Source organism: Cupriavidus sp. U2, assembly GCF_009663685.2.
Taxonomy (GTDB): domain Bacteria; phylum Pseudomonadota; class Gammaproteobacteria; order Burkholderiales; family Burkholderiaceae; genus Cupriavidus; species Cupriavidus necator_C.
Genome location: NZ_RCOG02000032.1, coordinates 156068 through 167732 on the forward strand (window position 1 = coordinate 156068; position 11665 = coordinate 167732).

Here is an 11665-nt window from a genome sequence, read left to right on the forward strand (position 1 = left end):
GCGCTTCCGGCTGCGCGAAACTAGCCGCGCGCAAGAAACAGTCGGCTGACGTCATTGAACAAAGCGAGTGAGGTCAGGAGCAAGATGCATGCGATGCCGACCTTCTGCAGCATCGCTTGCCAGTGGTCTGGTACAGGCCTGCCAGTCAAAAATTCCACGCAATAATACAGCAAATGCCCCCCATCCAGCACCGGAATAGGTAACAAATTCAGTACACCGAGGCTGACACTGACCAGCGCGAGGAAGCTCACGAACGGCTGCCAGCCCATGTTGGCGGCCCGGCCGGCATAGTCGGCCACGGTCAGCGGTCCGCTCAGATTCTGCAGCGATGCCTGGCCCACGAGCATCTTGCCAAGCAGCTTCAAGGACAGCGTGCTGGTGCTCCAGACCTGATCGGCCGCACGGGCCAGGGCCTGGGTAAACGGGTAGCGCACGATTTCGGTCTGCACGGCCTGGTTCAGCGCGGCGCCCAGCTTGCCGACCAGCGGCGCGGGCTCGCCATCGGCACCAGCCTTGCCGCCCGGTGCGGCATCGAGCTTGACGGTCACGTCGATGCGCTGGCCGGCGCGCTCGATCCCCAGCGTGACGTCCTGGCCCGGGCGCGCCCGAACGCCGCGAATCAGTTCGCCGGCCTGCGTCAGCGGCTGGCCCTGCCAGGCGACCACCTTGTCGCCGGCGCGCAGACCCGCCCGTTGTGCCGCCGAGTCGGCGACGATCTCGGTAATGGTGACCGGCCCGCCCTTCAGGGCCAGGCCCAGCGTGGCCAGCGGGTCCTGATCGGGGTTCCCGCCGGTATCGGGAAGCCGGCCCAGTGCGACGTCCCGTTCGGCACCATCGGCACCACGGACGTGCATGACGGCACGCGTCTCGCCAAAACCCTGGGCAAACACGGCCATCCGCAGATCGTTCCAGGATCGGACAGGCTCGGTCTGGCCATTCGCGCTCAGCGACAGCACGCGGTCGCCGTCCCGGACTCCGGCCTGGGCCGCCGCAGTACTGGCCGCCGGCGCGGCCAGCACGGGGGCGGGCTCGCGCATGCCGCCGGCAAACAGCACCAGATAGAGGGCGATGGCCAGCGCGAAATTCGCCAGCGGGCCAGCGGCCACAATGACAAACCGCTTGGCCACCGGCTGACGGTTGAATGCACGCGGCAAGTCGGCCGCATCGATGGCCGGATCCGCGTCCGGATCGCGCTCCCGCTCGTCAAGCATCTTGACGTAGCCGCCCAGCGGGATGGCGGCCAGCGTCCATTCCGTGCGGTCACGCCCCTTGCTGACCCAGCGGGCCAGCGGACGGCCGAAACCGATCGAGAACCGCAAAACCTTGACTCCGCACGCACGCGCGGCCAGGTAATGCCCCATCTCGTGAACGAAGATCAGGATGCAGAGGGCGACAACGAACGCGATAACGGTTTGCATGGCAATCACCTCTTTCCAGATCCGGGCCTCGCCGCGATCGTGATGACGATCAGCGGGCGGCCAGTTGTTTCAGCAGCGCTAGGGCGGCCTTGCGTGCCGCGGCATCGGCGGCCAGCACACCGTCGAGCGACCCGGCTTCACCTTCGGCGGGCTGCTCCAGCACACCGGCCACGACCCGCGCGATGTCCGTGAACCGGATGCCGCCGGCCAGGAACGCCTCCACGGCCACCTCATTCGCGGCATTGAGCACGGCCGGGGCCACATCACCGGCGCGCAGTGCGTCAAAAGCCAGGCCCAGGCACGGAAAGCGCCCCAGGTCCGGCGTCTCGAAATGAAGCCCGCCAGCCACGGTCAGGTCCAGCGGGGTCACGCCCGAGTCGATCCGTTCCGGATAGGCCATGCCGTAGGCAATCGGCGTACGCATGTCGGGGTTGCCAAGCTGCGCCAGCACCGAACCGTCGGCATAGGCCACCATCGAATGGACAATGCTCTGCGGGTGAATCAGCACCTCGATTTTGTCGGCCGGCGCGCCAAACAACCAGTGGGCTTCGATGACCTCGAGCCCCTTGTTCATCATCGTGGCCGAATCCACCGAAATCTTGCGCCCCATCACCCACTTCGGGTGCGCGCAGGCCTGGTCCGGCGTGATGTCGTGCAGTGTCGACGGGTCGCGGGTGCGGAACGGGCCGCCCGATGCCGTCAGCAGCACCTTCGATACCCCTGCGCCATAGCGCGGGTCGCTGGTCGGCAGGCACTGAAAGATGGCATTGTGTTCGCTGTCGATCGGCAGCAGCGTGGCGCCGTGATGCTGCACCGCATCCATGAAGATGCTGCCCGACATCACCAGCGATTCCTTGTTGGCCAGCAGCACGCGCTTGCCCGCCCGCGCCGCGGCCAGCGACGAGCGCAGGCCCGCGGCGCCGACGATGGCAGCCATCACGGCATCGGTCTGTGCATCCGAGGCGATCGATTCGAGCGATTCCGGGCCGTAGCCGACTTCGGTCGCGACGCCGGCCGCACGCAGCTTGCCTTCAAGCTCGCGCGCCGCCTCGGCCGAACCCACCACCGCCCGTGCCGGACGGAATTCGGCGCACGCAGCGGCCAGCTTGTCCACCTGACGATGGGCGCTGAGCGCGTGCACCGTGTAGCGGTCGGGATGTCGGCGCACCACGTCCAGCGTGCTTTCGCCGATGGAACCCGTGGCGCCCAGAATCGTAATGCGTTGCATATAACCAGACGAATTCAGTTGTGATCAGACCCAGGACAGCAGCAGCGCCGCCAGCGGAAATACCGGGATCAGCGCGTCGATGCGGTCGAGAACGCCCCCGTGGCCCGGCAGCAGCCGGCTGCTGTCCTTGATGCCGACCTGGCGCTTGAGCAAGGACTCGAACAGGTCGCCCACCACGCTGGCCGCCACCAGCAGCGTGGTCAGCATGGCCAGCACGCCCAGGCCCACCTTGTCGGCGATCAGCGAATACCAGGTAGGGGCGAAGGCATGGCTAGCCGCCAGTCCCAGCGCGACGATCATCGCCAGCAGCCAGCCACCGATCGCACCTTCCCAGGACTTGCCCGGGCTGATGGTCGGCGCCAGCTTGCGCTTGCCGATGGCCTTGCCGACGAAATAGGCACCGATGTCGGCGGCCCAGACCAGCACGGCGGCGGTCAGCAGCACACCCACGCCGGCCACGCGCAGCGCCATGACCGCATGGCCGAACGCCGGCAGCATGATCAGTCCGAGCACGACGCCCAGTACGGTGAATCCGGGGGTTGCCTTCCGTACGCCGCGCGCCAGCAACACCAGCGCCACACCCCAAGCCACGAGCGAAGCCTCGAGCAGCCAGTCGATAGCGAATCCGGACGGCGCGAGATGCCAGGCCAGCAACGCCACCAGGCATGCCACGGCATAGACATATGGCCACGGGCGCGGCAGTCCGATCAGGCGACCGAATTCCCAGCCGCCCAGCAGCACGATGACTGCCACCAGCACCGCCAGCGCCGTGGGGGGCGCCAGGAACAGGATCGGCAGGATCAACAGCAACAGGCATACGGCGGTGATAACGCGGGTCAGAAGCATGCGGCTGCGATTCCCGTTGATATGAAGGTACGACCGGCCTCAGGCCGTTCCCGACAGGCCCGGCGCCACGACCTGGGCACTGGTCCGGCCGAATCGGCGCTCTCGCTGGCGGTACGACGCAAAGGCCTTGTCGAGTTCCGCGGCGTCAAAATCGGGCCAGAACGTATCGGTGAAATAGAGCTCGGTATAGGCGAGCTGCCAAAGCAGGAAATTGCTGATGCGCTGTTCGCCGCCGGTACGGATGAACAGGTCCGGCTCGGGCGCATAGGCCATCGCCAGGTGCGGAGCCAGCATCGATTCGTCGATCGATTCCCCGTCTAGCATCGGCGCGCGCGCCAGCATCTTGCGCATGGCCTGCAGCAGATCCCAGCGGCCGCCGTAGTTGGCGGCGATGGTCACGGTCAGGCCCGTGTTGCCTGCCGTACGCGCTTCGGCATCCTTGATCATCTGCTGGATGCGCGGGCTGAAGCGCGCCAGGTCGCCCACCACGCGCAGGCGGATGTTGTTCGCGTGCATCCGGACCACCTCGCGGCGCAAGGCGGTCATGAACAGGCGCATCAGGAACGAGACTTCGTCCGCAGGCCGGCGCCAGTTCTCGGAACTGAATGCGAACAGGGTCAGGTACTGCACGCCGCGTGCGGCGCACGCCTGCACGATCTCGCGCACGGTGTCCAGACCCCGCGTGTGGCCAGCCACGCGCGGCAGGTGACGCTTTGTCGCCCAGCGGCCGTTGCCATCCATGATGATGGCGACGTGTCGTGGCACATAGGTGGTATCGGGAACGCCGAGCGTCGAACTGATATGCTGCATGGATTCGCGGACGGGGTGGGACAACCCCGGCGGACGGGCCGCCGGGACGGCCTTACACCGTCAAGATCTCCTTCTCTTTCTCGGCGACGAGCCTGTCGATCTCGCCGACATACTTGTCCGTCAGCTTCTGGACGTCGTCCGTACCGCGGCGCTCGTCGTCTTCCGAAATGGTCTTGTCCTTGACGAGCTTCTTGAACTGCTCGTTGGCGTCGCGGCGCAGGTTGCGCACGGCTACCTTGGCGCCTTCGGCCTCGCTCTTCACCACCTTGATCAGCTCCTTGCGGCGCTCTTCGGTCAGCGGAGGCATCGGCACGCGGATCACGTCGCCCATCGTGGCGGGGTTCAGGCCCAGGTCGGCGTCGCGGATTGCCTTTTCCACGGCCTGCACCATCTTCTTTTCCCACGGTTGCACGGTAATCGTCCGGGCGTCGCCCAGGCCAATGTTGGCCACCTGGCTGATCGGCACCGGCGAGCCGTAGTAATCCACCTGGACGTGGTCGAGCAGGCCAGTGTGCGCACGGCCGGTACGAATTTTCGCCAGATCGGCCCTGAAGGCTTCGATCGACTTCTGCATCTTCTGCTCGGCGCTCTTCTTAGTGTCGGCGACGGTCATGATTACCTCCGGAAAACAGCCAGACAGGATCCCGTCAGGCGGGATCGAAAATGGAACATTCTACTCTCAGGCCAGACCGAATCCGCATTTTGATGCGGTCCGGACTGCTTAAACGTGCACTAGCGTACCTTCGTCCTCGCCCAGGATCACACGCTTCAGGGCGCCCGGCTTGACGATCGAGAACACCTTGATCGGCAGCTTCTGGTCGCGGCACAGCGCGAACGCGGTGGCGTCCATGACCTGCAGGTTGCGCGAAATGGCTTCGTCGAACGTGATTGTCGTGTAGCGGGTGGCGCTCGGGTCCTTCTTGGGATCGGCCGTGTAGACGCCGTCAACCTTGGTGGCCTTGAGCACGATTTCCGCGCCGATTTCCGAACCGCGCAGCGCAGCGGCCGTATCGGTGGTGAAGAACGGGTTGCCGGTGCCGGCGGCAAAGATCACGACCTTGCCTTCCTCCAGCTGGCGGATGGCACGCGGGCGGATATACGGCTCCACCACCTGGTCCATGCGCAGCGCCGATTGCACGCGGCCTTCGATATTGGCGTGGCGCATGGCGTCCTGCAGCGCCAGGGCGTTCATCATCGTGGCCAGCATGCCCATGTAGTCGGCCGTGGCACGGTCCATGCCGGCCGCACCGCCGGCAACGCCGCGGAAAATGTTGCCGCCGCCGATGACGACCGCCACCTGGACGCCCAGTTTCACGATTTCGGCTATGTCATTGACCATGCCTTCGATAGTGGCCCGGTTGATGCCGAAGGCATCGTCGCCCATCAGGGCTTCACCGGACAGTTTCAGAAGGACGCGCTTGTAGGCTGGCATGTTCACCCTCGGGCAGGTTCTAGTCGCTCGTTTGAACGGATGGATGGGCGCGGGCGGCACGACGCAACTGCGCACCGGCCGCGCATGAATTTGGACTGCTTGACAGCTGGAAAGCCGGTTTTCGCCGTCATCTGCCGGCATCACCCCGCTAAAGGCGCGCTTGTTGCAGGTGACTGCGAAAACTGACTGGCACGGCGCACATGGCAACCGTACTTGTGCAGAGGGGCACCTTGCGGCGCCCCTCGGCATTATACGGTGGCTGACCGGGCATCCCGCCAGGGAAACCCGTCCGGCCACCCGGACATCAGCCCTTCTGGGCGGCAGCCACCTGGGCAGCCACTTCAGCAGCGAAGTCGTCCTGCTTCTTCTCGATGCCTTCGCCCACCACGTACAGGGTGAATCCCTTCACGTTGGTGTTTGCAGCCTTCAGCATCTGCTCGACCGTCTGCTTGTCGTTCTTCACGAACGGCTGGTCCAGCAGCGACACTTCCTTCAGGTACTTCTGGACCGAACCTTCCACCATCTTGGCGGCGATTTCGGCCGGCTTGCCCGATTCGGCAGCCTTCTGCTCGGCAATGCTGCGCTCCTTGGCGATCAGCTCGGCCGGCACCTGTTCCGACGACAGCGACACCGGCTTCATGGCGGCCACGTGCATGGCAACGTCCTTGGCGGCGGTTTCGTCGCCATCGAACTCGACCATCACGCCGATGCGGGTGCCGTGCAGGTACGAAGCCAGCTTGCCACCGTTGGCGTAGCGCACGAAGCGGCGGATCGTCATGTTCTCGCCGATCTTGCCGATCAGGGCCGAGCGCACGGCGTCAACCGTCGAACCGTCCATTTCCAGGGCCGACAGGGCTGCCACGTCGGCCGGAGCCTGCTTGGCGATCAGTTCGGCTACCTTGGCGGCAAAGCCCAGGAAGTCGTCGTTCTTCGACACGAAGTCGGTTTCGCAGTTCAGTTCGACCAGCGAGCCCGTGGTGCCGTCGATGTACGTGGCCACGATGCCTTCGGCGGTCACGCGCGAAGCGGCCTTGCTGGCCTTGTTGCCCAGCTTGACGCGCAGCAGTTCTTCAGCCTTGTCCAGGTCGCCGTCGGCCTCGGTCAGGGCCTTCTTGCATTCCATCATCGGCGCGTCGGTCTTCGCGCGCAGTTCTGCAACCATGCTTGCGGTAATTGCCGCCATTTGTCACTCCTTGATTGGTTGGCTACATCCGCGGCGGATCATATCCACGGCGGATGACAACTGAATCTGTTTGCAAAAAGGGGGCGCCAGATGTGCCCCCTTTTCTTGGTTGCCGTCAGGCAGGCGCCGGCGGCCGGTGTGTCCCGGCCTCAGGCGCCAGCGGGCAATCAGCCTTCCTGGACTTCGACGAATTCGTCGTCGCCACGCACGGCTTCCACCACTTCCTGCACCGCGTTCGCACGGCCTTCCAGGATGGCGTCGGCCACGCCGCGCACGTACAGGGCAACAGCCTTGCTCGAGTCGTCGTTGCCCGGGATCACGTAGTCGATGCCTTCCGGCGAGTGGTTCGTGTCGACCACGCCGATCACGGGGATACCCAGCTTGTTGGCTTCGGTCACGGCAATCTTGTGGTAGCCGACGTCCACCACGAAGATGGCGTCAGGAACGCCACCCATGTCCTTGATGCCGCCGATGGACTTTTCCAGCTTTTCCATCTCGCGCTCGAACATCAGGGCTTCCTTCTTGCTCATGGTTTCCAGCGCGCCGGCTTCCTTGGCGGCTTCCATGTCCTTGAGGCGCTTGATCGAGATCTTGACGGTCTTGAAGTTCGTCATCATGCCGCCGAGCCAGCGGGCGTCGACGTACGGCATGCCAGCGCGGCCGGCTTCCTCAGCCAGGATCTCGCGCGATTGACGCTTGGTACCCACGAAAAGCACGGTGCCGCGGTTTGCTGCCAGCTGACGCACGTACTTCAGCGCGTCCTGGAACATCGGCAGGGTCTTTTCGAGGTTGATAATGTGGATCTTGTTGCGATGACCGAAGATGAAGGGGGCCATCTTCGGGTTCCAGAAGCGGGTCTGGTGGCCAAAGTGGCAACCGGCTTCCAGCATTTCGCGCATGGTCACGGACATGTGAATAACTCCAAAAGGGTTAGGTTCTGAAGTCCGCCCCGACATTCCTGAAAAGGAACACCCCGGATGAGCGGACCAGCGATTTACAAAAAACAGCGATAATTCCCGACCCGCAGCGGTCCGTTTCCGGCCCATCAGCAAGTCAGCCCGCGATTGTAGCAACAAAGCAGCCCTTCCCTCAAGCCCCTTCGCACGGGGCACGCGAACGACCCGTCCGCCGGCGCCGGACCGGCTTGCCACCGTATTTCCCTGCTTTCTCGTCACGAAGGTGAGATAATCCCGCTTTGCGAACAGTAAAGGCGCAGCTGCGGCTGGGCCATCACATTTCAGGCGAAGCAGCATGAGCATCCATATCAATACCGCCGAAGACATCGCCCAAATGCGCGTGGCTTGCCGCCTTGCCTCCGAAGTCCTCGACTACATCACCCCTTTCGTCAAGGTTGGCGTCACCACCGGCGAACTTGACCGCCTGTGCCACGCCTACATGCGTGATGTACAAGGCACCGTGCCCGCCCCGCTGAACTACGCGCCGCCGGGCTACCCGCCCTTCCCCGGCGCCATCTGCACGTCGGTCAACGACGTGATCTGCCATGGCATCCCGGGCGACCGTGTGCTCAAGGGCGGCGACGTGGTCAACCTGGACATCACCGTCATCACCAAGGAAGGCTACTACGGCGACACCAGCCGCATGTTCGTGGTGGGCGAGGCATCGATCCTGGCCAGGCGCCTGGCGCAGATCACCTACGAGTGCATGTGGAAGGGTATCCAGCAAGTGCGCAATGGCGCACGTCTGGGCGATATCGGCCACGCCATTCAGACCCACGCTGAAGCCGCCGGCTACACCGTGGTACGCGAATACTGCGGCCACGGCATCGGCAAGGTGTTCCACTCGGACCCGCAGATCCTGCATTACGGCCGCCCGAACACCGGCATGGAAATCAAGTCGGGCATGATCTTCACGGTCGAGCCGATGATCAACGCCGGCAAGCGCGATATCCGCACGATGCCCGATCACTGGACGGTCAAGACGCGCGACCGCAGCCTGTCGGCCCAGTGGGAGCACACGGTGCTGGTGACGGACACTGGCTACGAAGTACTGACGCTGTCGGCAGGTTCGCCCGTACCGCCCGCGTTCATCACCGACACCGTGGCGGCCTGATCCCGCACCGAACGCCAGGGCGCCCACCAAGGCGCCCTTTCTTCTTCCAGCCGTGCCCACGCCCACCCTCGAACCGCCGCCCATGGACACCACGCCGGAACTGCTGCTCTGCCAGCGCATTCGCGACAGGCTCAAGGCCGACAAGCAGGCGCTGTTTGCCGAGTTCGACGCCAACAATCTGGTCACGCCCCTGGTGACAAAGCTGCGTCGCGCCGTCGATGCCGCGCTGATCGAGGCCTGGACCGCCCTGGAACTGCCGGCTTCCGCCGCGCTGGTGGCCGTGGGCGGGTATGGCCGTGGCGAGTTGTTCCCGTATTCCGATGTCGATGTGCTGTTGTTGCTGCCGGCCGAGCCCGACAGCGATACGGCCGCCAAACTGGAACGCTTCATCGGCCTGTGCTGGGACCTGGGGCTGGAAATCGGCTCGTCGGTGCGCACCGTGGACGACTGCATCCGCGAATCGGCCGCCGACATCACCATCCGTACGTCGCTGCTTGAGGCGCGCCTGCTGACCGGCAGCAAGACGCTGCTCGCGTCGCTGCTGGCACGCTACCAGGCCGACATGGACGCGGCCGACTTCTTCCAGGCCAAGCTGCTGGAATTGCGCCAGCGCCATGCCAAGTACCAGGACACGCCCTACGCGCTGGAGCCGAACTGCAAGGAAAGCCCCGGCGGCCTGCGCGACCTGCAGGTCATCCTGTGGATGACCAAGGCGGCGAACCTGGGCGACAGCTGGAAGGAACTGTTCGAACGCGGCCTGCTGACGGAGCGCGAATCACAGGAACTGGCCCGCAACGAACGTCTGCTGCGCACCATCCGTGCGCGCCTGCACCTGCTGGCGGGCCGCCGCCAGGACGTGCTGGTCTTCGACCTGCAGACCGCGCTGGCCGAGTCGTTCGGCTATCGCCAGACGGCCCACAAGCGCGCCAGCGAACAGCTGATGCGGCGCTACTACTGGGCCGCCAAGGCGGTCACGCAGCTCAACAGCGTGCTGCTGCTGAACATCGAGGCGATGCTGTTCCCGAGCGAGTCCAAGGTCACGCGCGTGATCAACGACCGTTTCGTGGAGCGCCAGGGCATGCTGGAGATCACCAGCGACGACCTGTACGAGCAGAACCCGCACGCCATCCTGGAAACGTTCCTGCTGTACGAGCGCACGCCGGGCGTGAAGGGCCTGTCGCCGCGCACGCTGCGCGGGCTGTACAACGCGCGCACGGTGATGGATGCCAGCTGGCGCAACGACCCCGTCAACCGCAAGCTGTTTCTGGCGATCGTGCAGGAACCGCAGGGCATCACGCACGCGCTGCGGCTGATGAACCAGACCAGCGTGCTGGGCCGCTACCTGATCAACTTCCGCCGTATCGTCGGCCAGATGCAGCACGACCTGTTCCACGTGTACACCGTGGACCAGCACATCCTGATGGTGGTGCGCAACATGCGCCGCTTCGCGATTGTGGAGCACACGCACGAGTTCCCGTTCTGCAGCCAGCTGATGGCCGGCTTCGAGCGGCCGTGGGTGCTGTGGGTGGCGGCGCTGTTCCACGATATCGCCAAGGGGCGCGGTGGCGACCACTCGAAGCTCGGCACCGTCGACGCACGCCGCTTCTGCAAGCAGCACGGCATTGCGCGCGAGGACACCGACCTGATCGCCTGGCTGGTGGAAAACCACCTGACCATGAGCCATGTGGCCCAGAAGCAGGACCTGACCGACCCCGACGTGGTGAAGGGGTTCGCCCAGCTGGTGGGCAGCGAGCGTTACCTGACGGCGCTCTACCTGCTGACCGTTGCCGATATCCGCGGCACCAGCCCCAAGGTGTGGAATGCGTGGAAGGGCAAGCTGCTGGAAGACCTGTACCGCATCACGTTGCGCGTGCTGGGCGGCGCCAAGATCGACCAGCATTCGCTCTGGGCGCAGAAGCGCGACGACACCATCGCGCAGTTGCGGCTGAAGGCGTTCGATCCCGAACTCGCCAAGCCGCTGTGGAGCCGGCTGGACATGTCGTTCTTCATGCGGCACGATGCGCGCGACATCGCCTGGGTGACGCGGCACCTGTTCAACAAGGTGAACAGCGTCGATCCGGTGGTCAAGGCACGCGTGTCGCCCGCCGGCGAAGGGCTGCAGGTGGTGGTCTACGTGAAGGACCAGCCCGACCTGTTTGCGCGCATCTGCGGCTATTTCGAGCGCAAGGCGTTCTCGATCCAGGACGCCAAGATCGAGACCACGCGCGACGGCTACGCGCTGGACACCTTCCAGATCACGGACCCCGGCCTGGACGGCGGCTACCGCGACATCCTGGCGCTGGTGGAGCATGAACTGGCCGAGCGCGTGCGGCTGGAGTGCCCGCTGCCCGAGCCGACGCAGGGCCGGCTGTCGCGCCAGTCGCGCAGCTTCCCGATCAAGCCGCGCGTGGACTTGCGTCCCGACGAACGCGGCCAGTATTACCTGCTGTCGGTGTCGGCCAACGACCGCACCGGCCTGCTCTACGCGCTGGCCCGCGTACTGGCCAAATATCGCGTGTCCGTGCATTCGGCGCGCATCAACACGCTCGGCGAACGCGTGGAAGACGTGTTCCTGGTCGACGGCTCGCCGCTGGCCGCCGACAACCGATTGCAGATTCAAGTGGAACAGGATTTGCTCGACGCACTGGCCATCTGATTCCCCGATGGCCGGCGCGCGG

Annotated in this window: 10 protein-coding genes; 2 read left to right on the forward strand and 8 right to left on the reverse strand. The window is 65.0% G+C overall.

Going from position 1 to position 11665, the window contains the following annotated elements:
• Window positions 1-20: 20 nt before the first annotated feature.
• From rseP to rpsB, 8 genes are all read right to left on the reverse strand, one after another.
• Window positions 21-1418, reverse strand: coding sequence for an RIP metalloprotease RseP (rseP, locus tag D9X30_RS25025; protein ID WP_153947787.1), 1398 nt, complete (start codon window positions 1416-1418; stop codon window positions 21-23).
• Window positions 1419-1467: 49 nt separating this feature from the next.
• Window positions 1468-2646 carry a 1-deoxy-D-xylulose-5-phosphate reductoisomerase gene (ispC, locus tag D9X30_RS25030; RefSeq protein WP_153947788.1) on the reverse strand — a complete coding sequence of 393 codons (1179 nt, stop codon included), beginning with the start codon at window positions 2644-2646 and terminating at the stop codon, window positions 1468-1470.
• A gap of 24 nt (window positions 2647-2670) precedes the next feature.
• Window positions 2671-3492 carry a phosphatidate cytidylyltransferase gene (locus D9X30_RS25035; RefSeq protein ID WP_153947789.1) on the reverse strand — a complete coding sequence of 274 codons (822 nt, stop codon included), beginning with the start codon at window positions 3490-3492 and terminating at the stop codon, window positions 2671-2673.
• A gap of 39 nt (window positions 3493-3531) precedes the next feature.
• The gene (uppS, locus tag D9X30_RS25040) at window positions 3532-4302 is read right to left on the reverse strand and encodes an undecaprenyl pyrophosphate synthase (protein WP_153947790.1); all 771 of its coding nucleotides are present in this window, start codon (window positions 4300-4302) and stop codon (window positions 3532-3534) included.
• Between the two features lie 52 nt (window positions 4303-4354).
• Window positions 4355-4915 (reverse strand): ribosome recycling factor, encoded by a 561-nt coding sequence (frr, locus tag D9X30_RS25045; protein ID WP_153947791.1) that lies wholly within the window; start codon window positions 4913-4915, stop codon window positions 4355-4357.
• A gap of 108 nt (window positions 4916-5023) precedes the next feature.
• On the reverse strand, window positions 5024-5734 hold the full coding sequence (pyrH, locus tag D9X30_RS25050; protein WP_066735314.1) for a UMP kinase: 711 nt from the start codon (window positions 5732-5734) through the stop codon (window positions 5024-5026).
• Window positions 5735-6038: 304 nt separating this feature from the next.
• Window positions 6039-6917: a translation elongation factor Ts gene (gene tsf, locus D9X30_RS25055; protein WP_153947792.1), complete on the reverse strand. Its 879-nt coding sequence runs from the start codon at window positions 6915-6917 to the stop codon at window positions 6039-6041.
• Between the two features lie 167 nt (window positions 6918-7084).
• A complete protein-coding gene (gene rpsB, locus D9X30_RS25060) occupies window positions 7085-7828 on the reverse strand; it encodes a 30S ribosomal protein S2 (RefSeq protein ID WP_092600039.1) in 744 nt (247 codons plus the stop codon).
• Window positions 7829-8168: 340 nt separating this feature from the next.
• Between rpsB and map the strand changes: the two genes are divergently transcribed.
• Window positions 8169-8987 carry a type I methionyl aminopeptidase gene (gene map / locus D9X30_RS25065; protein ID WP_153947793.1) on the forward strand — a complete coding sequence of 273 codons (819 nt, stop codon included), beginning with the start codon at window positions 8169-8171 and terminating at the stop codon, window positions 8985-8987.
• Window positions 8988-9069: 82 nt separating this feature from the next.
• Window positions 9070-11643 (forward strand): [protein-PII] uridylyltransferase, encoded by a 2574-nt coding sequence (locus D9X30_RS25070; RefSeq protein WP_153947794.1) that lies wholly within the window; start codon window positions 9070-9072, stop codon window positions 11641-11643.
• Window positions 11644-11665: the final 22 nt, after the last annotated feature.

Bases quoted from the DNA above. Each gene is read 5' to 3' on its own strand.
- D9X30_RS25070 (WP_153947794.1), top strand. From the start codon at position 9,070: ATGGACACCACGCCGGAACTGCTGCTCTGCCAGCGCATTCGCGACAGG.
- uppS (WP_153947790.1), bottom strand. From the start codon at position 4,302: ATGCAGCATATCAGTTCGACGCTCGGCGTTCCCGATACCACCTATGTG.
- frr (WP_153947791.1), bottom strand. From the start codon at position 4,915: ATGACCGTCGCCGACACTAAGAAGAGCGCCGAGCAGAAGATGCAGAAG.
- rpsB (WP_092600039.1), bottom strand. From the start codon at position 7,828: ATGTCCGTGACCATGCGCGAAATGCTGGAAGCCGGTTGCCACTTTGGC.
- pyrH (WP_066735314.1), bottom strand. From the start codon at position 5,734: ATGCCAGCCTACAAGCGCGTCCTTCTGAAACTGTCCGGTGAAGCCCTG.
- rseP (WP_153947787.1), bottom strand. From the start codon at position 1,418: ATGCAAACCGTTATCGCGTTCGTTGTCGCCCTCTGCATCCTGATCTTC.
- ispC (WP_153947788.1), bottom strand. From the start codon at position 2,646: ATGCAACGCATTACGATTCTGGGCGCCACGGGTTCCATCGGCGAAAGC.
- tsf (WP_153947792.1), bottom strand. From the start codon at position 6,917: ATGGCGGCAATTACCGCAAGCATGGTTGCAGAACTGCGCGCGAAGACC.
- map (WP_153947793.1), top strand. From the start codon at position 8,169: ATGAGCATCCATATCAATACCGCCGAAGACATCGCCCAAATGCGCGTG.
- D9X30_RS25035 (WP_153947789.1), bottom strand. From the start codon at position 3,492: ATGCTTCTGACCCGCGTTATCACCGCCGTATGCCTGTTGCTGTTGATC.